Genomic DNA, 22,715 nt, shown 5'->3' with positions numbered 1-22,715 from the left:
TGACACCGCCGTCCGCGAGCGACTAAGGCGCTCGCGACGCTACGACCAGTGCGGTCACCCGCCCGGCGCGTCCGCACCGGCCGTTCGCCGCGCGTGCGCGCCGACTCTCACACAATGTCCCAGACCAAAGCAGACTACGAGGACGACGTAGCGTACGACGAATCACTCGACGAACTCCCAACCGACGAGGAACTGGAAACCACCGTCTCGAACCTCGAGGAGCGCGGCTTCGACGTCGTGGTCGTCGACAGCGAGGACGAGGCCCTCGACGAGGTCGTCTCCCGCATCCCCGAGGGCGTCTCCGTGATGAACGGCCACTCCACGACGCTCGAGGAGATCGGCTTCGTCGAGCACCTCTCGGCCGGCGACCACGACTGGGAGGACCTCCACGACCACGTCGCCGACGCGGACGACGACGCCGAGCGCGCTCGGCGCCGCCGCGAGGCCCAGGCCGCCGACTACTTCCTCGGCAGCGTCAACGCAATCGCCCAGACCGGCGAACTCGTCGCCGCCGACGCTTCAGGCAGCCGCGTCGGCGCCTACCCCTTCGCCGCCGGCAACCTCCTGCTCGTCAGCGGCGCCAACAAGGTGGTCGCGGACCTCGAGGCGGCCCGCGACCGCGTCCGCGACGTCGTCTACCCGCTGGAGGACGCTCGAGCCCAGGACGCCTACGGCGTCGGCAGCGTCGTCGGCAAGGAGTTCGTCTACCACCACGAGGCCACCGAGGGTCGGACCACCCTCGTGCTCGTCCGGGACCGACTCGGCTACTGAGGACGCTGGCCCCGTCACGCCATCCCACGCCTCCCTGGCAGGGTTCGCAACACTCATAAGCCACAGCCGTCTTGTAACGCGTGCAGACAGCAGTCCCGTGGGGTAGTGGCCAATCCTGTTGCCTTCTGGGGGCAACGACGGAAGTTCGAATCTTCCCGGGACTATGACCTCTGACGTTCGAATCCTTCTGCTGAAGTTGCGCTCGGCGACCGAACAGTGGAGCGGACAGCGGCTGATGCCGTAGCACCAGAAGTGGAGGCCGTAGGCCGACCCGAGCGGCCGAGGTAGCCGACCTGAGGCGGCGCACTGCGTCCCGCGACGGAATCGATCGTCACCCACGTCACTGGGGTCCGCCCTCGTTCCTGCGCGCATACTCTGCCTCGTGTGAAACCTGGGATGGATGCCTGTGACGCTCGTGACAGCGCCTCCCGGAGACCTGTCGCCCAAACGACTTTACCCATCCCAAGCGCCAATACAAACGTGGCCGTCGAGATCGATTCAGACGACTGGGTGGCGCTTGACCCGTGGTGGTCGGCACACACCCAGGCATGGCCCGCGACGCGACGCGCTGGCTCAGTCTCCACGCTCGATCCGGCGCGGGTGGCTGACTGCTGGTCCGACCTCGATTCGTGGTGGCGGGCGTACGCGGACTCAGGGCCCCACGTCCGCGTTGCCGCCTCATCGCGAACGCTCTTCGTCGAGCAGCTGGAAGACGAGTGGACCGACCTCGATTCGTGGTGGGATGCCTACACTGATATCGGGCACGAGACGGCCGTCGACATCCGCGAACTGCTGAGGGAATCCAACGAGGCGTGGCGGCAGTCACCGGCTCCCTTCGACACGGACCCGCTGGCGGCTGCTGTGACGGACGACGAGGGACCGCTACTTCCAGGCACTGAGGAGGGCTGGTCGGACTGGTTAGCGAAGGTGTTGCGGCCGTCAGCGGCACTGGTCGCCGAACTCTTCGTCGTGCCCGTGGACGGGGCTCCGCACGAAGTCCTCCGCGAGGACCAACTCGCGAAGGACGACGGCGGCTTCCGGCGACCAGACCTCCTGCTGTTCCATGCGGACCGCGGCATCTCGATCGAGGTGAAGCTGGGCGACGAGCACTACGGGAAGACGGAGGAGACGGCACGGCTCGCCGAGCGCGAGTATACCGGCTACGAGTGGCATCACACGCTCCTCCTGCCGGAACGGAAGCGGGACCGACTCAGTACAATCGTCACTCCGGCGGTGTCGTCGCGGGATGACGGCCAGCTTCAGGTCGAGTGGGGCGATCCGGGCCCTATCGCCGTGGTTTTCTGGCGCGACGTGACCGCGGCGATTCGAACGATCCTCCGCCGCGGCGATGCCGTCAACGATCACTGGGCGGCCAACGCGTACTTGTTCTGTGCGGCGGTCGAACAGCAGATCCTGCGCTTCCAGCCGCAGCCGATAATCGAGCAGATGGCCGACCCGGCAACCATCGTCGACACGGTTCAGCCGATCACGGTCGCGGGCGTCCTCGACAATCAGCGCGAATACCTCAATACCAGACAACACCCATGACGGACGACTTCCTTACAAAAGGCCTCCAGAACGACCGATACCTGAAAGCTATCCAGTTGATAGAGCAGTTCGAGGACGACATCGAGGCAACACTACGTAGATTTGGTCAGCGGATGGTTAGCGAACACTCCCAGCTGTTCGCGACGGGTTCTGACGGGGATGCACGCACTAACAGAAGCCCAGGTTCGATCTTAGCGCACTCTCGAATCAACTACCCGCTGGCTGGACCACGTGCCCGGGATATGGAACAGACGTGGATGTTGAACGTACACCTGTATTGGGTGGACCCGGCGCAATACAACCGATCTGATGTCGACGGCGCGTTGCGCGCGTTCGGATACAAGGTCAAGCACGCGTCCGAAGATATCGACCGCAAGATCGTTCAAGAAACGCGGGCTAACGACTGGTCGTTGGATACGTCGACGAATCCGTACGATTCGAATACCGTGTTCTATAGGCACGTAAGCTCTGCCGCGGAGATGGAAGAGACGGCGGACACGCTCGTCCAGCACTTCGGAACGTTCGGAGACGAGTACGCCGCTAGTTCAGAAGGGTAGCAGACCGGACGTCCGGTATCCAAGCTGCGTATGGGTGGTTAGACTTCCGACGCCACGCGCTTCGCCTCACGGTCGTTCTTCGATTCTCCGCGCGCGCTCGACCGTCATTCAATATCCGCGTCCCTCCGAGCGATAACGCCCGCGAGCTGGCCAGCGCGAACCAGCGAGGAAGTGTCATCACCGCCGGTTAGGCAAGCCGGTCGTTCAGCTCTTACTCAGAGAGTAACTAACCCCTGTCTGGACCCGAGCTACGTTGGTGTTATTACCTCAGGGTGTGATGCCTGAGATATGGCTGACGGGAACCAGGCAGAGCTGCCTGGAACGGAACCAGATATACTCACGCTCGATACGCTCGAGACCCATCTGTGGGCGGCCGCGGACAAGCTCCGCGGGAGCATCGACTCGGCGGACTACAAGAACTACATCTTCGGACTGCTGTTCCTCAAGCGGGCCAACGACCGCTTCGACGAGGAAACCGAGGAAGTCGCCGAGGAGCTCGGCATCCCCGAGGAGACCGCCCGTGAAGACCGTGACCTCCACGAGGAGTTCTGGATTCCGGAGCGTGCCCGCTGGGACCACCTCAAGGCCCAGGAGACGGACATTGGCGCGGCGCTGAACAAGGCGCTCGCGGCGATCGAAGACGAGAACGACCCTATCGCCGACCGTGTGCTCACGACGGTTGACTTCAACGACAAGGAGCGCCTCCCGGACTCCCTCCTCTCGGACCTCGTCTCGCACTTCTCAAAGCACCGCTACCGGAACGCCGACCTCGAAGACCCCGACATCTTCGGGCGAGCCTACGAGTACCTCATCCGCGAGTTCGCCGACGACGCCGGAAAGAAGGGTGGCGAGTTCTACACGCCGCGGGAGGTCGTCCGCCTCATCGTCAAGTGCGTCAACCCGGAACCCGGGCACCGCGTCTACGACCCGTGCTGTGGCTCCGGCGGGATGCTCATCTACTCCGCCGAGCACATCCGGGAGCAGGGCGGTGACATGGAGGACATCTCGCTGTACGGCCAGGAGAAGAACCTGAACACGTGGGCCATCGGCCAGATGAACGTCCTGCTGCACGAACTCTACGACGCCCAGATCGAGAAGGGCGACACCATCACAGAGCCCAAGCGCGTCACGAAGCACGACGAACTGGAGGTATTCGACCGGGTCATCGCGAACCCGATGTGGAACCAGAAAGAGTGGAACAAAGATTGGGTCGAGGACAACGAGCCGTACAACCGCTTCCCGTACGGCCTCCCGCCGTCGAACCGTGGCGACTGGGCGTGGATCCAGCTGATGCTCGCGTCGCTCAACGAGACGGGAAAGGCGGGCGTTGTGATGGACAACGGTGTGCTGTTCCGCTCGCGTTCGGAGAAGAAGATACGGAAGCCGATTCTGGAAGAGGATCTCGTTGAGGCAGTCATCGCTCTACCAGAGAACTTGTTCTACAACACTGGTTCGCCGGGATGCATCCTCATTCTGAACAAGGACAAGCCCGAGGAGCGCGAAGGAAAGGTCCACTTCATTTACGCCGAGGATCAGACGCTCCGAGAATCAGACGTGCAGGTGTTCAAGGAACTCTCGAACCAGAATCAATTGACTGAGGAGGGTGTGGAGTACCTTGCGGAGACGTTTAGGCAGGGGCGCGAGAAAGCTCACCACAGCCGACTGGTTGATCTGGAAGAAATCAAGGAGAACGACTGGAACCTGAACGTTCCCCGGTACGTTGACACGACCGAGTTAGAGGAGCCTATTGACGTGAGTAAGAAACTCCAGGAGCTAGATAAGCTGACTGAGGAGCGGCGAAAGACCGACGAAGAGCTCCAAGAGTATATGAAGGGGTTGGAGTACCGATGAGCGAGCCCGTTCGCCAGGAGCCATTAGAAGATTTCAAGCAAGTAAGGTTTGGCCCGAAGACGAGGCAGATTCCCGAAGACTGGAAGGTAGCCCGGTTAGGTGACAATACGTATCTTAAAGGTCGAATTGGTTGGCACGGGTTAACTGAGGATGATCATCAGGAGGAAGGAGATTACTTCCTCGTGACTGGGACTGACTTCGAGGATGGGCGTGTTCAGTGGGACCGTTGCGTATATGTCAACGAGGAATGGTATGAGAGGGACCCGAATATCCAGCTTGAGGAAGCGGATCTCCTAGTAACGAAGGATGGATCGATTGGGAAGACAGCCCTCATTGATGAGCTTCCAGGTGAAGCTACGCTGAACAACGGGCTCTTCGTTCTGCGCCCGCTTAACGAGGAATACGCTCCAGAATTCATGTATTACGTTCTGAAATCCTTCTATTTCGACGATTTCATCGAGACAATAACTGCTGGCTCTACAATTTCTCATCTCTATCAGAAGGATTTCGTGAACTTCCGATTCCCGCTACCTAATATTTCCGAACAGCGCCGAATCGCCGATATACTATCGACTGTAGACAAGCAGATTCAGCAGACGAACGAAATTATCGAGGAAACAAAGGAGTTGAAGCGGGGGCTCAGGCAGGACTTAGTCGTAGGTAGCGGACTTTCTAACGAGTACACGGAGGTCCGTCTAGGAGCGAGAACAACAGAAATTCCGGTCAACTGGAGCATAGAAACAATATCGGACGTTGCGGACGTGGAAAAGGGAAACACCCCTAAAACTAGCAATTCTGACTATTATGGCGGTGACATTGTGTGGGTAACCCCGGATGACTTGTCCAACCTGTACGAGCGGGGCGAAAAGTACATTTCAGACTCCAGGAGGAAGCTAACGGAGGCGGGCCTCAAGAGTACATCAGTCAATATCGTACCCGCCCCGTCGGTAATGTTCACAAGCCGGTCCTACGGTATCGGGAAGACTGCCATCTGCACAACTCCCGCCGCAACCAACCAGGGGATTATCGCTTTCCATTGTAAAGATGAGCTCGATGTAGAATACCTGTATTATTACCTCAACTACGTTATGGATTACATCATCGCATTAAGTGGTGTCAGTACCTTTCCCGAGGTGAGCCTGACTGATATCCGGAATCTCAAGGTCCCTGTCCCACCGAAAGAAGACCAGAACCGAATCAAGAGTGTGCTCCAATCAGTCGATGAAAAACTGGTAGACGAACGAGGACACAAGGAGCACCTTCAGGAACTCAAACGCGGCCTGATGCAGGATTTGCTCACGGGCGACGTTCGTGTCGACCCCACTGATTGACGACGGCAGACTTTGTAATATCGGCGGCTACACCGGGCCGTCGCGGAACAGCTGAATGGGGCAGCGAAGATACCGCCATAGTCGAGTTACTGCTGGCCATTGGTGTCGCGTTCGAATTCTCAGCAGGTGCTTTCGCGCGATATGGGTTTCCGAAGGCGGGGTTGTACGCGAGGGTGGGCCCGACGGCCTCAACCTGATTCTCGCCGACGTTGACCGTCTTGATGCTGAGATGATTGAGCCAGTCGATGTACTTGTCGCCCACACTTCCGTCGCCTTCCGTGCGTGAGGCTGTACTTCACTCGCACCTGCGCTCTGCACTGCTACCGTCATCATTTTTAAATGTAAGGTGCGTTAGCCCGGTAGATGGCCGACGAATACGCCGAGGCCGAACGCCCGACGCTCGCCGCTCTCCAGACGCTCGGCTGGGAGGTTGTCGATCAGCAGCAGACTTCCTGGACTGACCCTCGGGAGACGGAGTCCTCGGCCGTACTCGAACCGCGTCTCCGCGATGCCGTCGGGCGCCTGAATCCTTGGCTGAACGAGAACAACCTGAACAAGGCCGTCCGCGAGATACAGCAGGTTGCCGGGACGAGTACGATGGACGAGAACGAGCAGATTCACGAGAAGCTCGTCCGCCACATCTCCGTCGAGCAGGACCTGGGTCACGGCAAGCAGTACCAGACGGTCCAGTATATCGACTACGAGACCCCCGAGAACAACGACTTCTTCGCGCTCAACCAGTTCCGGGTTGCGGGCCCGGTCGAGGTTGTCAAGCCCGACGTCGTGCTGTTCGTCAACGGTGTCCCGCTCGGCGTCGTCGAGTGCAAGAGCCCCCAGATTAAGGAGCCCCGTTCGGAGGCACTCGACCAGCTGACCCGGTATCAGAACGAGCGGGACGGTGAGGCGGAGGGCGCCGAGGAGCTCTTCCGCTATAACCAGTTCTCGGTCGCCACCTGGATGGAGGGCGCGGTTATGGGGACGTACCGGACGCCGAAGGACCAGTACAAGCCCTGGCGTGACGCATACCCGCTGGAGGACGACGAGCTCATCGAGCTGTTCGACCTCGATGGCTACCTCCCCGACCAGTATCGGATGTTGTACGCGCTGTTCGAGCCCGAACGCCTGCTCGACCAGCTGCGCCACTACACGGTGTTCGAGGAGCGCCAGAGCGGGACGATCAAGATGGTCGCCCGCTACCAGCAGTACCGCGCGGTCCGGAAGGCCCTCGAACGGATCGACAAGCGCAGCCAGCGCGAGGCCCAGGGCGGCGTGGTCTGGCACACCCAGGGGTCGGGAAAGTCACTCACGATGCTGTTCCTCGCGCTGAAGCTCCGCCGCCTCGAGGACGACCCGACGCTCGTGCTCGTCACCGACCGGCGCGCGCTCAACGACCAGATACACGCGACCTTCCAGCGCTGCGGCTTCCCGAACCCGAAGAAAGCCCAGAGCATCGAGGACCTCCGCGAGCGCCTCAGCTACGACGCCGGCGAGACGATCACGACGCTCATCCACAAGTTCCAGACGACCGACGACGAGGGGGAGGAATTCCCGGTGCTCTCCCGGAACGAGAACATCTACGTGATGGCCGACGAGGCCCACCGGACGCAGGACAAGGAGCTCGCGAGCAACATGCGGACGGCGCTCCCGAACGCCTTCTACGTCGGCTTCACCGGGACGCCCATCGAGAAGGACAGCCGCAACACCCGGCGCACGTTCGGCAACTACATCGACACGTACACCATCGACCAATCGCTCGAGGATGGCGCGACGGTCGAAATCCTGTACCAGGGCCGGCTGGCCGACATCCACCTCGAGGGCGAGACGCTCGACCGCCTTTTCGACCGGATCTTCTCGGACAAGACGGACGAGGAGAAGGCGGAGATCCAGAAGCGGTACGCCCGCTCGCAGGACCTCGCGGAGGCGCAGGCGCGCGTTGACCGCGTCGCCCTGGACATCATCGAGCACTTCGAGAACGAGGTCCCGCCGCCGTTCAAGGGGATGGTCGTCACCACCAGCAAGGAGGCGGCGATCAGGTACAAGGAGACCCTCGACAGTCTTAACGGGCCGGAGTCGCGCGTCATCGTCTCCGAGGGTCACAACGATCCGGAACACATCAAGCGGTGGACGCCCAGCGACTCAGAGAAGAGTCAGTACAAGGAGTCGTTCGTCGACCCGAACGGCGAGGTCGAACTGCTCATCGTCTGCGATATGCTCCTGACGGGCTTCGACGCGCCGGTCGCCCAGGTCATGTACCTCGACAAGCCGCTCCGCGAGCACAGCCTCCTGCAGGCGATCGCGCGCGTGAACCGCCCGTTCGAGGAGAAGACCCACGGGCTCGTCATCGACTACTACGGCGTCTCGGACGAGCTGAAGGAGGCGCTCGCGATGTTCAGCTCGAAGGACGTCGAGCGGGCGATGGTGCCCGTCGAGGACAAGCAGCCGGAGCTCGAGGCGGCCCACAGCAAGGCGGTCTCGTTCTTCGAGGACCTCGACGACGTGGAGCGGTGCGTGCAGTCGCTCGAGCCGGACGACCGCCGCATCGAGTTCAAGAACGCGTTCAAGCGCTTCTCCCAGCTGATGGACATCGTCCTCCCGGACCCGATCGCGAACCCATACCGGGGGGACCTGGACCGCCTCAGTACGATCTACGGCAAGGCGAAGGAGCGGTACCGCGACGGGACGATGAACCTCGAGGGCGCGGGGGCGAAAGTCCGGGAGCTCATCCAGGACCACATCAGCTCGCAGGGGATCGAGGTGCTGAACGACGACCCCGTCTCGATCATGGACGAGGTCGAGTTCGACGCGAGACTTGAAGACCTAGAAAGCGACGAAGCACGGGCGAGTGAGATGCAGAACGCAATCGAGCACGAGATCAACGTCCGGTTCGACGAAGACCCGGTCCAGTACGGGTCGCTCAGAGAACGGCTCGAGGAGCTCATCGAGGAGTACCGCGAGGGGCGGCACAGCGAACGGGAGACCATCGAGGAACTGCGCACGCTGATGGACGAAATCCGGTCGCGCGACAAGGCAGCCCGCAGCAAGGGCCTCCGCGACGAAACCGACCTCTCGTTCTACCACGCGGTCGAGGAAGTGCTGGACGAGCATGACGCCGGGGAGCAGGACCTTGTCGAACTCACCGCGGACCTTGTCGGGACTGTCGAGGAGTTCGTGACGAAGGTCGAGTGGAAGGAACGCACCCACCTGCAGAACAGGATGCGGAAGGAAGTGACGGGAGAACTGTACCGCTCAGGGATTGGGCTCTCGGGGGAGGAACGCCGCGAGCTCACCAACCGCGTTATTGAACTAGCGCGCGCCCATTACCAATGAGCGGGCGATTGCAACGGCAGCACCACATCGGCCAGACGGTCGTCCCGTACTCGATTGACTGGTCCGAGAACCGCGAAACGATGAGCCTCTCGATTGACGAGTCGCTGGAGCTCACCGTGACCGCGCCGATGGATGCAACGGTGGCCGACGTTGAGTCGGTGCTCGACTCCCGCCAGGAATGGTTGCTGGAGAAGCTCTACGGCCTGAAAGACCAGGAGGGGCCGCAGTACCCGAAGGAGTACCTGAGCGGCGAGAAGCTCCAGTACCGCGGCCGGCAGTACCCGCTCGAGATCGTCGAGGCGGACGTGCCCCAGCCGGAACTGGCGTTCGATGAGCAGACGTTCACGTTACGGGTCCACCGCCTCGATGCGGAGGCGGACGACGTCAGCGTCCGCCGGAAGCGCCAGGCGGTCGTCGACTGGTTCATCAACCGCGCTGAGGAGGAGTTCCCCACGAGAGCAGCCCGGTTCGAACCCCGGCTCGGCCTTGAAGACGTGCCTGTCGACGTTGGCGAGATCGATGGCCGGTGGGGCGAATACGACGGTGGCACTGTCCGCCTTAATTGGCGGCTGGTCCAAGCACCGGTTCGGATTCAGGACTACGTCATCGTCCACGAGCTGGCGCATTCAGTGCACGACGAACACTCCGACTCGTTCTGGAACACGGTCGGCGCCCTCATTCCGGATTACGAAGACCGGCGCGAATGGCTCCGAGTCAACGGCAACACGCTGGCAGTCTGACCGTCACTCGCTACAGCGATGCGTTGCCGCGACGGATAGGAACACTCACTCAGGCTGGTACCAGTCGTCGTGTTCGTAGACCGTCCGGAGGTGCTGACGCCATGTCTTCTTCATCTCCGTCCCCAGACTGTCTTTGTCGCCGGGATTCCGGATGCGGTCCTCGCCGTGGAACTTCCAGTTGAAGTACCCTCTCCTGGGCCCCACAGTGCCCGAGCTTTCGACCAGCGGCGAGAGCGGTGGGTCACCCAGTTCCTCGCCGACTAGGTCGATGGCGCCCAATACCTTCGGAACGTAGGTGGCGCCGCTTCCGACTTCCTCGGCCAACTGCCCGTAGGTGGTCGTGTTGCGTTCCGTGGTCACGAGTTCCTCATCGCCTGGCTCGCCCGCTTCAGCGAGCTGGACGAGGATTGGGCGGGCCGCAACCGCTCGCTTCCGGAGAGTCTCCTGCTGCGTATTCATGTCGCTGTTCTCGAACTTCTGGCCGTACACTTCGTCGAACAACGCCGCCCACCGGTCGTCCATGAGGAGACTCCCAAACCGTCAATGCATAGATGTTTGGAGTCCGCGGGCGGCCCGATACGGCCCGCGAGGGGACTGGGAACGATAAACATGCAAGACAGCAACCCGTGGAGGGCCCCCCTCGTACACAGGTTATCTAGTTATGTATGGGCAATCAAAACTCCGCCCACGACAGTACAGGCGACCCCACGGCTGAGCAGCGGCAGATAGTCGCGAACCGGCTCAGTGACGCCGGACTCAGCATCGACCGGTTCATCGACGTCGAGGAGGGGCGAAAGCAGTCGTACGACCACACGACCGGCGGCCCCGGGTCGGTTCGCGGAAACTATGGCGTCTACGCGGGCGACGAACTCGTCGGAGTGGACCTCGACGATTACGATGACCGGTGGGACACGACGGCCGTAGACGAACTACCAGCGACGTTCACGGTGGAAACCGCGCATGGAGGCGAGCACAGATACTACCGAGTACGGAATGACGCTGTCTCGAAACTCCGTGTCATCACGGGCGGCGCGGCCAACATCTCGCTCGCGTGGGGCGATATCCACGCCCTGAACAAATACCTCGTCGGGCCGGGGTCCGAGCTCATCAAGTGCTCCAAGTCGGGATGTGCAACCTGCAGGTACGGAGACAGTTCCTACGCCATCGCGGAGAACCGCCCCATAGCGACGATCGCTGCGGACGCGCTCGGAGAGGTGCTTCTCAACGACCCCCAGTTCGGCGTAGAGTCACCGAATCAACGGCGACTAAACGACTTCTGATGCGTCTCGAACCAACCCACTCCGCACCGGAGGCACTCCTGAACGGGGGTTCAACGGGCCGGTTCGGCCGAACCGCGATAGCCGTAGTGGTCTCGCTGAGGCGGCAGCCTGACCGAACGCAAAAGCGCGGATCCGTGCAGTGGGCCCGGCGTGGGCTCTCGCTTCGCTCGCGCTGGCACTCGGCAGGCACGGCGGCGATTCGCACCATTCACGCCGTGGCTACGGACCGCGACCCAGCGAACGCCAGCGAGAAGGCGTCATCCTTCACGACCCCGCTGAACGCTCTGTGTGTGTCTGGCGGTCGCTGGCACCCCCTCAGAACGAGGCCCAAAGGGAACACACGCCGATGTGCAAGAATCCAACCCGAGACGACACAGTCCATGCCGACCGTCGCGCTTCTACGAGGAACGCCGCTCACAGGCTCAAACGCGGCGGCGGGACCTACGGCGGCCGGCTCTGCCGCATGGTGGACCAGTACAATCCGGCGGCCGCACGCGACCAGGAGGGGACCAATGGCGGAGTCTGAGACAGAAGCGCACCACCGCGCGCTCGCGGCGTTCGTGACCGAACACCGAGACCAGATCGAGCAGTACGCCGACAGCGACAAGGAGACCGCCGAGCTGGCCGCGGCAGTGCTGGGCTGGGACCGCGCTGACGCTCGGACCGCCGGCGGGGTGGACGAATGAGGGCGCAGCGGCCGCTCGACCGCCCCCTCGACCGCTGCGTGACCGGCCCGCACGAGACCCGGGACGAGGACGGCCAGCGGACCCTCGTCTGGCGCTGCGGGCTGTGCGGAACCGCGTCCACGGACCCCCGGCTACGTGAGGGGTGCTGGAACTGCGATAATGGGACGCTGTGGCGATGAGCGACTCCCTCGAGGAGGTCTGGGCGAGCCACGAGTCCTCGATCGCTCCCGAAGAAGTCGACCGCGCATGCGCTGCGGCGGGCGACGATCAGGTGGTCTGTCGGGAGTGCGCGCAGGCGCTCGGCCAGATCACCGAACAACACCTCCGGACCCACGACACGACGCTGGCGGAGTACAAGGCCGCCAACCCCGGGGCGCCGATATACCCGGCCGACGCGGCCCGCCAACCGGGCCGGGAGCCTGGGTTCAGCCACCCGGACGAGACCAAGCGGAAGATCGCCGAGAGCACCAAACGGAACCACCGCGGGGGCGTCTACGAGTGACCGTCTTCTTCGCGGACGGCTGGCCGCCGTGGGTCCGCTTCCAGATGAGAATCAAGGTGGCGATCATGTGCGCCGCCAACGAGCACGACACGACCGAGCACCTGCTCACGGACCTCCAGGCCTGCGAACTGTTCCTCCGGAATCCGCGTCACTCGATCGAGGACCTCGACTCCCCCGTGGCCGATGAACTGCAGGACGCACTAGCGGCCCACGCCGCCGAGGACTCGTTCCGGTACGACGACGTGTGCGCCGCGAACGTCGTGCTGGCGTCGTTGAATGAGAACGCGGCCGCGGCGGGGGCACTCGATACGTGACCGCCCCCCGTCGCCCTGCGCGGCTCCTCTACGAGACGCCCGGGCCGCTCGTGGGCGAGGACGAGGCGTCCCCCGGGGCGATGCGGGCCGCCTTCACCAGCGACATCGCGCGGCTCACCGACCACCACGATGGCAGGACCGACCTGGTGGCCGTCCAGGGGGCAGTGTCCTCGATGAAGACCTGGCTCCTCGCGTGCACCGCCGAGGAGTTCCTCACCCGCGCCCAGCGCGTTGCCGCCCTCGTCCCCCAGCGGGTCAACCGCCGCAGCCTGGTCGGCCGCCTGGAGCAGTTCGGGGTCCAGTACATCGAACACCCGGGCCGGCATGACCTCTGCGCGTGGGACCCCTGGAAGGAGCTGGTCGGCCAGGTCGACGAGCGCATCTGCTCGAGCAACGGGTGCCCGATGTACCCCGATGACCGAGACCTGGAGCGGCTGGCCGATGACGCGCTCGCGATGCACCATCTCACGAACGGGGAGGGAATCCAGCTGGATGAACAGACAATCAAGGACCTCGCGTCCAAGCTGGAGCAGCCGGTGTGTCCGCACTACCTGCAGACGGCGCTCGCGGAGTCCATCGAGGACGAGGAGCCGGTCCGCGTCGCAACCTACGCGAAGGCATTCCAGTCCGATGATGCTGGCGAGTGGTTGGCGGCGGACGTCGCGCTGCTGGACGAGAGCCACACGGTCGCCACCGACCTCTCCCACGCCACCACCGAGGTCAACCCGTTGGCGATCACCGCCGCGCTGGCGACAGTACGAACGGAATTCGAGGGGAGCGCCACGAAGCGGGGTCGGGAGATTGCCCGCGACATCGAGCCGCTTGAGTCCGCGATACGTGACTGGGCGGCGGCGTCGCGGGAGTTCCCGGTTACACCTGGAGACCTGTTCGACGAGGCCGCGGTGTCGCTCCGCGGCGCCTTCGACGTCCTTGGGCGCGCCCGCCGTGAGACCATGGCCTGGCTTCGTAGTGCGGTCGAGACCGGCCGCTCGGAACGGGCCGATTGGCTCGCCGGGCTGTTCAACCAGGTCCGAGAGGTGGTCGAGTTCCTCTCGCGCGTCCAGTCGCACCGCGATGGTGGCGTGGACTTCATCCACACGAGGAGTGAGGAGCGCGGCGAGGCGGTCAACGACATCGAGTTCCGGCGCGTCGCCGACCGTGAGGCGGCGAGCACTCCCCGGGAGGTCTACAAGGCGTGGCAGGAGGCGGGAACCCACCCAGCAATCGCGGCGCGCTGGGGGGACCTGCTCGATCACCACCTCGAGGCCGTCTGGGCGGGGCGAACGATAGTGCCGGGGGGCGACCGGGACGCGCCCGGCGCCCCGCGGGCGGCGCTCGCGGACCTCCGGTCAATCACTGGTGCCGATACGCTGGTCGGCTTCTCGGCGACGCACAACGAGGTGTCGGACCCGGAGCGAAGTCCTGGCGACCTGCGTCGGACAGCGCACCAGCTGGTGACTGCACCACTCCAACTCCGATCAGATGGGGACGAGAGCCCCGGCTACCACGGCCGGACGAGCGTCGACGCCGCGACCCCGTGGTTCCAGGCGCTCGTCCGCCAGGCCAAGGAGGAGGCAGGTGCCCGCCTCGCCGCCGTCCCGATCAACGGCACGAACGAGGCCAAATGGGAGGCGATGCCCGTCGAGACGCTCGAACTCCCCACCAGCGGGGGCGGGGTTGGGGGCCAGGCCGGGCTCGTCCCGCACTCGCGTGGCGCGATCGGTGCCAAGGACCTCGAACAGCTCCCGATCGATGCGGTCCTTTGCGGGGTCCAGGTGCAGGGCCCAGCAGCGACTGCCCGGCGGGTGGTTGCCCTCTGGGAGCTGCTCGCGCCGGAGCACGACGACCCAACGGACGCACTCGAGCGGGGGTGGCGGCTGCTGGCCCAGCACGCGGTCTCGGGGACCATCCAAGCGGCCGGCCGGTTCCGCACCGACGCCCCGAACATCGTCTTCGAACGGCCGGAGCTCGTGGAGCTGGCCGGATTCGAGTGCGAGCCACTCTCCCCGTCGATGGACGGCTTCGCCGGCGCGCTCGCGGACCGGATCGAGGCGACGCGGACGGGATACGAGCACCGCCGCCGCGTCATCCGGGCGGTGAAGGTCGTGGCTTACTTGAGGCGGGAAGCGTCGAAGTCGCCGACTCGCGCCCAGTACCTCTCGATGTTCAAGGTCGTGCATGGCGCGACCGACGCGGAGGCGACCAGGGCGTTCGAAGCGGCCGTTGAGGCGGGGCGACTGGAGTACGCCGCGGGAACGCTCCGGGTCCTGTCGGGGGATGAGGCGGGGGCGGCGCCCGGCGGTTAGTTCACCCTCCGTTAGCTCTCCCCTTTAAAGGTAAACAGAGGGGCGGTAACGGAGGGTGAACTAACCAAGCCCTATGAGCTAACCGCCGCTTGCGCTCGCGCGCACGACCTGCGGCGCCGCCCCACGGCGTCGCCTTCTTCGCGTGCGTGCCCGCCCGTGGCCGCGTGTAGAGCCCACTGCCGCCGCGAACTCTCCCCCGCGCGCTCGGCGGCTCGTGGGGATTCTCGGAGTCTCGTCCAACGCGTCTGACTATGGGTGACACCGAGCGGAACGCCAACGCACGCATCGCCGTCTCGACCGAGACCCGGAACCTGGTCCGGTCGCTGAAGCGCGGCGGCGAGACCTACGACCAGGTACTCCAACGGATGGCCGATCAGTACGACCCGGAGAACGCGCTCCCCGAGCCCGGGGGGCAGTGAGACGGCCGCCCCACCGGCGTGCTCCGGCACTCACGCTCCTGGCACGCTCAAGTCTCCGCGAGACCTCCGGTTCCGCTGCACAAGCGACCGATGACGGTGACCGGTCCGGAGCCCGTCTGGCGAAGGCCCGCCGGGCTACTCCAGTAACTCCTCGTGATCACTCCCTTCGGCGTTGCGGACCCGCTCGATGACCCACGCGATGCACCGCTCTCTGGTCCCCGTGACGTGGTCGGACACCGCGCGGAGGTCGTCGCCCAGCTCGTGGGGCTGCTTCCACGCCGCCCCCCAGAGGCTGCCTTCGGGGTGGATGGCGAAGCAGGCCGGGACCCCGTCCGGGCGCACGAGCCTCCCCGTCTCGTCCTCGTCGGCGTACCCGGTCACGCCAGCGCCGCCGCCCTCGACCCGCCAACCGTCGGGGACCCGCCGCCGCAGGTCGGCCGTGTCGATGCCGACGTCTGACTCAGTCATCGGTCTCCGCCGCCGCTCGCTGGAGGACCGCGTCCATGGCGCCGGGGTGGTCCTCGACGAGCTCCCGCAGGTCCCGGAGCATCGCGACCTCGTCCTCGTCGGTGGCGGCGGCCACGTCCTCGAAGACGTCCTCCTTGGCCTGCTCGAGGTCCTGTGCGGCGCGCTGGCTGAGGGCGAGCCCGCAGCCGGGGCAGAACCGCGGGTCGCCCCGGAGCGTGGTCTGGCACTGCGGGCAGTCCTCGAGGCTGGGCCTGGTCCGCTCGGTCTCCTCGTCGGCGAGGCCGTACTGCTCGAGAATCTGCTGGTTCATCTCCTCGTCGGTCACCTGGGAGTAGGTCTCGAACTGCCGGCTGTCCTTCACCCAGGTCGCGCGGTGCTTGATCTCCTGCTCGCTGAACCCCTGGCGGATCCACTGGCTGATGGCGGTCTTCCGGAAGTTGTGGGGGTTGACCTTGTCGCGCGGGACGCCGGCGTCCTCGGCGGTCTGCTTGAGGACCTTCTGGAGGGAGTAGTAGTGGAGCGCGCCGTCGTCGTCGCCCCAGCCGCCGTTGGGCTTGGTGAGCCGGTGGAACAGCGGCGCCCCGGGGTCGCCGCTCCGGGGGTGGACGTCGAGCCAGTTGGCGACGTAGGGCTTGCTGTAGGTGAGTGGCCGCTTCCCGCTGGCGCCCTTCCGGCCGACGGCGTCCTGGTTGAGGGTGACCGACCCGGTCCGGCCGTTGAGGTCGACGTCCTTCACGCGGAGCGTGCCGATGGCGCTGATGCGGAGGCCGGTGTCGAGCAGCATCTCGAGGAGGGCCTTGTTGCGCGGGTGGTCGACCGCCTCACGGAGCGCGCTGATTTCGTCCTCGGTGAGCGTCTTCTCGGCGTCGACCTCGCGGTCGGGGATGGCGCCGATCTCGATGTCCTCGGCCCACTCCCGGTCGTGGTAGCGGAAGAACTTCCGCAGCGCCTTGCGGTAGTTCCGGAGCGTGCCCGGCGCCATCTCGTGGTCGTGCTTGTACTCGAAGAGGAGCGCGTCGACGTCCTCGCGTGTCATGTCCATCAGGGGCGTGTCGGCGCGCGTGGCGCTGAGACGGAGGTCCGAGCAGTTGTTGACGTTGGTGCTGGCGGCGAGGCCGCGCTGGGCGTCCTGGTAGCGGATGAACTGCTTGATGGCCTTCCGGTCGCGGTCGCCGATATCGGCCTCGTCGAGCTTCTCGAGCTGCTGGGTAAACTGGTCGCCGAAATTGTGGATGTCGCTGACGCTTGCCATACGTGACAAAAAGTAAACACTAACGCAGTGCGTTGGTTACGATTCCGGCAACTTGCTCAACCGAGAGGGAACCGAGCTTCAGAACGGTTGGTCGTCGACCACGTTCGCCCCTCGACTGATGCGCTGGACAGCGTCCACGGTAACAGGTAACAGGATGGCCTGTGTCCAGTAGAGACATGCTGTTCAGCATCGATGGCGATGGGGCGGTAGACTCTATCCCGACCCGCCAGCTCACCGAACTCGGGTTACTAGAACGGGACGATCTCCAAGAGTGGGTGATTGAGCAACCCCAGATTCTAGGAGAAGAGCTCCTAGTGATCACCTCTGAGTACGCGGGCTTCGAAGATACTCTCGACCGGCTCGACGTACTTGCACTCGACCGCGTGGGGAAACTGGTGGTCATTGAACTGAAACGCGATCGCGCCGACAAAACTACTGACCTTCAGGGGCTGAAATACGCGGGTTTCTGTTCGACACTGACTGCCGAGGACATCCAGGAACTGTATCGAAAATTCCACGACCGGCGGAACGAGGACGACCTGTCACCGGAGGAAGTAGGCGAACGGTTCGCGGAATTCCTCGAGACTGATGAGGCGGCAACAATCGATGAGGGGGGGTTCGCAGACTTCGAACTTGACGACCGTCCTCGTGTGATGCTTGCCGCCGGAGACTTCGGCACGGAAATCACTTCTCCAGTGCTCTGGCTACAGCAGGAGTACGGAATCGATATCTCGTGTATCCGCCTCAGCGCCTACGAGCACGATGGCGAGTACCTGATTCAAGGGCAGCGTGTCATCCCCGTCCCTGAGGCGGAGGAGTACATGACCAAGCGGCGAGAGAAGGACGAAAGGCAGCAAAGCAATCGGCGACGGTCCACGTTTAGTGTTCTAATTGACCGTGGAGTCCTCCGAGAGGGGGACGAGCTACTGTTCAATGAGGATTTGCTCGACAAAGACTGGATGCCCGACGGACTTGAAGAACAGTGGAATCCTGAAGATGGCTTCTGGCAAGCTGTCGTGACTGGGAAGACTGGCCAACGGAACAATGTTCGCTGGTGCCACAACGATGAAGAGTACTCGTTCACTGGCTTGACCAGAGCGATCCTTCAAAACATTCGAACCACGGATAATCCGCATTTTGACGACGCATTCGGGTATTGGACGCACTTAGCGTTCGGTCGCAAGAGTCTCACGACTCTCCGAAAGGAACAGACGACTGGCAGCTCTCGTGAGGGGTGAGCGAGTTGGCGCTATACTCGGCGGCGGACGGCTCTTCGGAAATGCAGCGAATGAGAATATCGGGGGTCGCCTCGACCGACTGTAGCGGTCTGCCCGGAACCATCAGGGGAGAATCACTTATGCCGCGGTGGTGTCTCTCCCCCGTATGAACCTCTGGCTGGTGCCGGTCGACGAGCGGTCCTTCCAGCGTACGATGGCCGAGCCAATCACTCTGTCAGAGTGGGAGGGGCGACCAGACTCATTCCCGGAGACTGCACGCATCTGGGGCGTCCGGACCGATCCGGAGCAGGGCTCGTGGGAGCGAAACCGCCGGAACCTCGAACGGATGGAGCGAGGCGATCCGCTGCTGGTCTACCGCAATTCCGAGAGTCGATACACTGCGGCCGGGCGTGTCGGCCCGATGGCGCACACGGAATACATCCGCGACGAATTCTGGGGCGGAGGCCCCGCGCTGGATGTCTATGCAGTCAAGGAGTACGACGATTCGATAGCTGCCAAGCCAGAGACAATCAACGAGATATTGGACTACGAGGAGTCGTTCTGGCCGCAGGGGCTCTGGCGCGTGGCCGACGACCGCCCCACCGAGCGTGTGGTGAACCGGTTCAATATTTGAACCGGATTCTGGGTGTTCAGACCGCCAGATCTCGGACTCTATCGCTGAACACGTCGTGGAGTTCGGTCCCTCGATGGAGGAGCCAATCGTAGTATTCGGGCCACTTCTCCTCATCCTCTAGGTCGATGTCACGGGTGACCGTCACGCGTGAGCGATTGCTCCGGTCGGGGGAGTCCTCGACCGAGTGCCACTCGACATCGCCCTGAATCTGTGCGTCGATGGCTGCAGCCTCATCCTGCAATGCCTCGAATGCGTCGGGGTTGTCGTCGATGACGAACTGCGCGGCGGCCATACCGTTCTGGACACTGACTTTGAACTGGAGTTTCATCCCGCTTCGTCCGATGGGGTTGTTGTACCAGTTTTCGGGGAACGGTTTCCGGGCGCTCAAGGGCGTGTCTGATTCCTGGATAACATCACGGAAACCCGTCCAAAATTCGAGGTAGCGTTTCTTTGTATCCGTTAACTCGGTCGATCGCTGTGCTTGAGCCTTCCACTCACTGGGTTCCTCGACAGCGGTGAATCTGACCGCCGGGTCTGAGTCGCCGATGCGCCAGACCTCTAACCGAAGTGCGAACAGGTCGATCCCCTCCTGCGTGTGGTCGTTCAACCACTGGAACGCGTCGCTGTGTTCGTCGTTGAACCGGGGGCTGATCCAGACGACGATATCTGCGTCAACCCCCGAAGCGTAGGCTAGGCACTTCCCGAGATGGTCGTGGTCCGAGGGCTCTAGTTGGTTCTCGATGACGACCGTCCGCCCGTCTTCTGCCTCGGCGAGGATATCGAGGTTGTACCGACCCACGCTCTGCTCCGTCCCGCGCAGGGAAAGGTCGAGTTGGATTACATCCTCAACCTCTGAGGGGTCTTCAGATTCGATCTGATCCGCGAGCCAGGGGGTGAACTTACGAGCTTCGTCGGCCCAGTACTCCCGAACCGGTTCGCGGGAGAGATTTGTGAATTCAGGCATGAGCGGTACCTCGATCCATGTTGGTATGATACTGATGGTGACTGTGTCCCGGCTGTCCAAGATTCGAAACTCGGGGGCCCACCGCTTCCCGGGACTACTTCTCTCCGACGCTCGTTCGACAGCGACGCCGTTCTACGCCGCCGCGAATCGCCGCGCGAGCACGACGGCGCACGCGCCGAGGTACGCAGCGCCGACTGCGAGCAACCCCACGATGGCAGCGGCGCCGCCGCCGGTCGCAGCGAGGACGGCGGCTTTCATCGGCCAGTACACCGGGACGAGGCCAGCGGCGTACTCCAGTGGCGTGGGGACCGCGAGGATGGCGAGCGCCGGCACCACGACCGTCGTCGCGAGGAGTTTGTTGATGGCGAGTCCCTCGATCGAGTCGCTCGCGAGCGCCGCGAACAGGAAGGTGCTGACTGGGCCCGCGAGGCCGGCGACGGCGGCGACGCCGACGAACGTCCACGGCGCTAGCGTCTCCAGGCCGAACACCGCCACCGCGACGACGACGCCGACGACGCCGAGCGCGTAGGCTGTCGCGCCGCGGTACACCAGATACCCGCGCGCGGTCAGCGGGGAGACGGCGAGCGCGGTCAGCGTCCCCTGCTCGCGGTCTTCGAGGACGAAGAACCCGACGATGAACCCGTAGATGTACGGGGGGAACCCCACGAGGAACGCGAGCGCGACCGGGTAGAACGGTTCGAGCGCGACGCCTGGGAGGTACTGGCGGTTCGCGAGGGGGAGGCCGACGCGCGAGAGCGCACCGAGCGCGAGGGGGGCGGACGCCGCGAGCAGGAGCGTCGGGTCGCGGACCCAGTTTCGCGCGTCTGCGAGCGCGAGGCCGCCGATGGGTCCGACACGGCCATTCAGCCAGGCGGACAGCCGTCCGGGCTCCCGTGGCGAGTCGTCGGTCCCGGCGCCGGCGTCCGCGACGACGTGACGCTGCAACTGGTGGCGAGCCAGCAGGAACGCGGCGACGTTCCCCACGAGCAGATATGCGACGGCGTAAGCGAGGGACGCCGGCGCCGCTCCCTGGAACGCGGCATTCACGAGGACGAGCGCCGGTTCCAGAGGCAGCAGGGCGAACGCCGCGGTGTCAAACACGCCGAGAAACCCCGCGACGGGCGCGTAGAGGACGGCACCGTAGAGGACCGCGCCGAAGAAGTAGCGGTTGACCGTGTCGAAGCGCGCGACGGCGGCCACTCCGACGAGCACGAACAGCGAGGCGGTGAGCGCGACGCCCGCGAGCAGCGGCGCGACGGCGACCCGGGTCCCGTGGGTGAACCCGACGACGACGCCGGACGCGAGCGTCGCCAGCAGCGTCAACGACGCGGCCTTCGAGAGCAGGTAGCCGCGCAAACCCAGCGGCGTGACGAGCAGCGCGTCGAGAACCCCCTCGCGCTTCTCGATGAGCACGAGCGCGCCGATGAAGTAGAACCCGAGCACGGCGGTGTCGGTGACGACGACGAGGACGAGCGCCCGGTCGACCAGCGACGCCGGCAGCGCGTCGAGCACGACCAGGTAGAACCCCGTGACCACGGCGTAGACGGCGTAGAATCCGTATCGTGCCTGGATGCAGACGTCCCAGGCCAGCATCGCCGCGAGCGCGCTCCGGGCGAACCGGCCCGGGGAGAGAGCGGTCACGCCAGTTGCTCCCCCGTGACTTCGAGGAAGACGTCCTCCAGGGTCGCCTCCTCGGTGTGCATCGTCTCGACTCTCTCGTCGGCGAGCAGGCGCTGGAACGCCGCGTCGGCGTCCAGGCCGTCGAGTTCGAAGCGGTCCGTGCGCGTGCCGGCGTCCGTCTCGACGGTGACCGCGAGCGTCCGGGAGCCGTGCTGGCGCTTCAGCGATTCGGGCGCGTCGACGAGCGGCATCCGGCCGTCCACGAGAAACGCGACGCGGTCGCAGAGCTCGTCGGCGACGGTCATGTCGTGGGTGGTGAGGAAGACGGTCTTGCCGTCGTCGGCGAGGCCCGCGATGGCGTCCTTCACGACGCGGGCGTTCCCCGGGTCGATGCCGCTGGTCGGTTCGTCGAGGAAGACGATGTCGGGGTCGTGGAGGAGCGCGCGCACGAAGTTCAGGCGCATCCCCATCCCCTTCGAGTAGGCGCCGACGCGGCGATCGGCGGCGTCCGCGAGGCCGACCATTGAGAGCAGTTCGTCGGCGTCCTCGGTGGCCCCATCGTGCAGTGACGCGAACAGCGCGAGGTTCTCGCGGCCGGTGAGTTTCCGGTAGTGGTTGGGGGACTCGTCGGCGACGCCGACGCGCTCGTAGAGCTCGCCGCCCCAGTCCGCCACCTCCGTGTCGAACACGCGGACCGACCCCTCGTAGTCGGTCAACAGCCCCGTGAGCACCCTCTGTGTGGTGCTCTTCCCGGCGCCACTCGGTCCGAGGAAGCCGAACACCTCGCCGTCGTCGACGGCGAAGTCGAGGCCGTGCAGCGTCGGCGACTCCGCGCCGGGGTACGTGTACCGGAGGTCGCGCACGGTTAGCATTGGCTGCTCACAACTCGGCGCCGCCCGATAAGCGTGGGGTGTGGCCGGTCGCGGCG

At 64.3% G+C, this 22,715-nt stretch carries 21 protein-coding genes and 1 tRNA gene; 16 read left to right on the top strand and 6 right to left on the bottom strand.

Going from position 1 to position 22,715, the window contains the following annotated elements; translation table 11 throughout:
- Positions 1-114: 114 nt before the first annotated feature.
- From HALDL1_16645 to HALDL1_16610, 8 genes are all read left to right on the top strand, one after another.
- A complete protein-coding gene (locus tag HALDL1_16645; protein AHG05035.1) occupies positions 115-771 on the top strand; it encodes a hypothetical protein in 657 nt (218 codons plus the stop codon).
- Positions 772-862: 91 nt separating this feature from the next.
- A tRNA-Gln gene (locus tag HALDL1_16640) sits at positions 863-935 on the top strand.
- 316 nt (positions 936-1,251) lie between these two features.
- Positions 1,252-2,319 (top strand): hypothetical protein, encoded by a 1,068-nt coding sequence (locus tag HALDL1_16635; protein ID AHG05434.1) that lies wholly within the window; start codon positions 1,252-1,254, stop codon positions 2,317-2,319.
- Positions 2,316-2,876, top strand: coding sequence for a hypothetical protein (locus HALDL1_16630; protein ID AHG05433.1), 561 nt, complete (start codon positions 2,316-2,318; stop codon positions 2,874-2,876). Before HALDL1_16635 ends, HALDL1_16630 begins: the two co-directional genes overlap by 4 nt.
- Positions 2,877-3,164: 288 nt before the next feature.
- Positions 3,165-4,727, top strand: a complete 1,563-nt coding sequence (locus HALDL1_16625; GenBank protein AHG05034.1) for a type I restriction-modification protein subunit M — start codon at positions 3,165-3,167, stop codon at positions 4,725-4,727.
- Positions 4,724-6,058: a type I restriction endonuclease subunit S gene (locus HALDL1_16620; protein AHG05033.1), complete on the top strand. Its 1,335-nt coding sequence runs from the start codon at positions 4,724-4,726 to the stop codon at positions 6,056-6,058. Before HALDL1_16625 ends, HALDL1_16620 begins: the two co-directional genes overlap by 4 nt.
- Before the next feature lie 363 nt (positions 6,059-6,421).
- Complete coding sequence (locus tag HALDL1_16615) at positions 6,422-9,385, top strand: type I restriction endonuclease subunit R (GenBank protein AHG05032.1); 2,964 nt, start codon at positions 6,422-6,424, stop codon at positions 9,383-9,385.
- Entirely contained in the window at positions 9,382-10,125 is a 744-nt protein-coding gene (locus HALDL1_16610; protein AHG05031.1) for a hypothetical protein, read from the top strand. Before HALDL1_16615 ends, HALDL1_16610 begins: the two co-directional genes overlap by 4 nt.
- Before the next feature lie 45 nt (positions 10,126-10,170).
- Here HALDL1_16610 and HALDL1_16605 read toward each other — a convergent pair whose 3' ends face one another.
- Complete coding sequence (locus HALDL1_16605; protein AHG05432.1) at positions 10,171-10,647, bottom strand: hypothetical protein; 477 nt, start codon at positions 10,645-10,647, stop codon at positions 10,171-10,173.
- Between the two features lie 143 nt (positions 10,648-10,790).
- On the opposite strand from HALDL1_16605, the gene HALDL1_16600 reads away from it, so the two are divergent.
- The 6 genes from HALDL1_16600 (at position 10,791) to HALDL1_16575 (ending at position 15,632) form a co-directional block, all read left to right on the top strand.
- On the top strand, positions 10,791-11,405 hold the full coding sequence (locus HALDL1_16600) for a hypothetical protein (GenBank protein AHG05431.1): 615 nt from the start codon (positions 10,791-10,793) through the stop codon (positions 11,403-11,405).
- A gap of 512 nt (positions 11,406-11,917) precedes the next feature.
- Positions 11,918-12,091, top strand: a complete 174-nt coding sequence (locus HALDL1_16595; protein ID AHG05430.1) for a hypothetical protein — start codon at positions 11,918-11,920, stop codon at positions 12,089-12,091.
- A gap of 175 nt (positions 12,092-12,266) precedes the next feature.
- Positions 12,267-12,593, top strand: a complete 327-nt coding sequence (locus HALDL1_16590) for a hypothetical protein (protein AHG05429.1) — start codon at positions 12,267-12,269, stop codon at positions 12,591-12,593.
- Entirely contained in the window at positions 12,590-12,907 is a 318-nt protein-coding gene (locus HALDL1_16585; protein AHG05428.1) for a hypothetical protein, read from the top strand. The genes HALDL1_16590 and HALDL1_16585 overlap by 4 nt, the downstream gene beginning before the upstream one ends.
- Positions 12,904-15,213, top strand: a complete 2,310-nt coding sequence (locus HALDL1_16580; protein AHG05427.1) for a hypothetical protein — start codon at positions 12,904-12,906, stop codon at positions 15,211-15,213. The genes HALDL1_16585 and HALDL1_16580 overlap by 4 nt, the downstream gene beginning before the upstream one ends.
- A 251-nt stretch (positions 15,214-15,464) precedes the next feature.
- Positions 15,465-15,632, top strand: a complete 168-nt coding sequence (locus tag HALDL1_16575; protein ID AHG05426.1) for a hypothetical protein — start codon at positions 15,465-15,467, stop codon at positions 15,630-15,632.
- A gap of 135 nt (positions 15,633-15,767) precedes the next feature.
- Here HALDL1_16575 and HALDL1_16570 read toward each other — a convergent pair whose 3' ends face one another.
- Both HALDL1_16570 and HALDL1_16565 read right to left on the bottom strand, forming a co-directional pair.
- Positions 15,768-16,100 carry a hypothetical protein gene (locus HALDL1_16570; protein ID AHG05425.1) on the bottom strand — a complete coding sequence of 111 codons (333 nt, stop codon included), beginning with the start codon at positions 16,098-16,100 and terminating at the stop codon, positions 15,768-15,770.
- Entirely contained in the window at positions 16,093-17,352 is a 1,260-nt protein-coding gene (locus HALDL1_16565) for an integrase (protein AHG05030.1), read from the bottom strand. Before HALDL1_16565 ends, HALDL1_16570 begins: the two co-directional genes overlap by 8 nt.
- Positions 17,353-17,528: 176 nt before the next feature.
- Between HALDL1_16565 and HALDL1_16560 the strand changes: the two genes are divergently transcribed.
- Both HALDL1_16560 and HALDL1_16555 read left to right on the top strand, forming a co-directional pair.
- The gene (locus tag HALDL1_16560) at positions 17,529-18,590 is read left to right on the top strand and encodes a hypothetical protein (protein AHG05424.1); all 1,062 of its coding nucleotides are present in this window, start codon (positions 17,529-17,531) and stop codon (positions 18,588-18,590) included.
- Between the two features lie 145 nt (positions 18,591-18,735).
- On the top strand, positions 18,736-19,203 hold the full coding sequence (locus HALDL1_16555; GenBank protein AHG05029.1) for a hypothetical protein: 468 nt from the start codon (positions 18,736-18,738) through the stop codon (positions 19,201-19,203).
- A 16-nt stretch (positions 19,204-19,219) separates the two neighbouring features.
- Here HALDL1_16555 and HALDL1_16550 read toward each other — a convergent pair whose 3' ends face one another.
- The 3 genes from HALDL1_16550 to HALDL1_16540 all read right to left on the bottom strand — a co-directional run bounded on the left by HALDL1_16550 (position 19,220) and on the right by HALDL1_16540 (position 22,659).
- Complete coding sequence (locus HALDL1_16550) at positions 19,220-20,167, bottom strand: hypothetical protein (protein ID AHG05028.1); 948 nt, start codon at positions 20,165-20,167, stop codon at positions 19,220-19,222.
- A gap of 132 nt (positions 20,168-20,299) precedes the next feature.
- Positions 20,300-21,808 carry an ABC transporter gene (locus tag HALDL1_16545; GenBank protein ID AHG05027.1) on the bottom strand — a complete coding sequence of 503 codons (1,509 nt, stop codon included), beginning with the start codon at positions 21,806-21,808 and terminating at the stop codon, positions 20,300-20,302.
- Positions 21,805-22,659 (bottom strand): ATP-binding protein, encoded by an 855-nt coding sequence (locus tag HALDL1_16540; GenBank protein AHG05026.1) that lies wholly within the window; start codon positions 22,657-22,659, stop codon positions 21,805-21,807. The genes HALDL1_16545 and HALDL1_16540 overlap by 4 nt, the downstream gene beginning before the upstream one ends.
- Between the last annotated feature and the right edge of the window lie 56 nt (positions 22,660-22,715).

Origin of the sequence: Halobacterium sp. DL1 (assembly GCA_000230955.3) — an archaeon.
Classification (GTDB): Archaea; Halobacteriota; Halobacteria; order Halobacteriales; family Halobacteriaceae; genus Halobacterium.
Note: the sequence above shows the minus strand (reverse complement) of the source record. Positions and strands in the feature narration are given on the sequence as shown.

Coding starts and splice junctions, on each gene's coding strand:
- HALDL1_16645 (AHG05035.1), top strand. CDS start 115: ATGTCCCAGACCAAAGCAGACTACGAGGACGACGTAGCGTACGACGAA.
- HALDL1_16630 (AHG05433.1), top strand. CDS start 2,316: ATGACGGACGACTTCCTTACAAAAGGCCTCCAGAACGACCGATACCTG.
- HALDL1_16625 (AHG05034.1), top strand. CDS start 3,165: ATGGCTGACGGGAACCAGGCAGAGCTGCCTGGAACGGAACCAGATATA.
- HALDL1_16620 (AHG05033.1), top strand. CDS start 4,724: ATGAGCGAGCCCGTTCGCCAGGAGCCATTAGAAGATTTCAAGCAAGTA.
- HALDL1_16615 (AHG05032.1), top strand. CDS start 6,422: ATGGCCGACGAATACGCCGAGGCCGAACGCCCGACGCTCGCCGCTCTC.
- HALDL1_16610 (AHG05031.1), top strand. CDS start 9,382: ATGAGCGGGCGATTGCAACGGCAGCACCACATCGGCCAGACGGTCGTC.
- HALDL1_16605 (AHG05432.1), bottom strand. CDS start 10,647: ATGGACGACCGGTGGGCGGCGTTGTTCGACGAAGTGTACGGCCAGAAG.
- HALDL1_16600 (AHG05431.1), top strand. CDS start 10,791: ATGGGCAATCAAAACTCCGCCCACGACAGTACAGGCGACCCCACGGCT.
- HALDL1_16595 (AHG05430.1), top strand. CDS start 11,918: ATGGCGGAGTCTGAGACAGAAGCGCACCACCGCGCGCTCGCGGCGTTC.
- HALDL1_16590 (AHG05429.1), top strand. CDS start 12,267: ATGAGCGACTCCCTCGAGGAGGTCTGGGCGAGCCACGAGTCCTCGATC.
- HALDL1_16575 (AHG05426.1), top strand. CDS start 15,465: ATGGGTGACACCGAGCGGAACGCCAACGCACGCATCGCCGTCTCGACC.
- HALDL1_16570 (AHG05425.1), bottom strand. CDS start 16,100: ATGACTGAGTCAGACGTCGGCATCGACACGGCCGACCTGCGGCGGCGG.
- HALDL1_16565 (AHG05030.1), bottom strand. CDS start 17,352: ATGGCAAGCGTCAGCGACATCCACAATTTCGGCGACCAGTTTACCCAG.
- HALDL1_16560 (AHG05424.1), top strand. CDS start 17,529: ATGCTGTTCAGCATCGATGGCGATGGGGCGGTAGACTCTATCCCGACC.
- HALDL1_16555 (AHG05029.1), top strand. CDS start 18,736: ATGAACCTCTGGCTGGTGCCGGTCGACGAGCGGTCCTTCCAGCGTACG.
- HALDL1_16550 (AHG05028.1), bottom strand. CDS start 20,167: ATGCCTGAATTCACAAATCTCTCCCGCGAACCGGTTCGGGAGTACTGG.
- HALDL1_16540 (AHG05026.1), bottom strand. CDS start 22,659: ATGCTAACCGTGCGCGACCTCCGGTACACGTACCCCGGCGCGGAGTCG.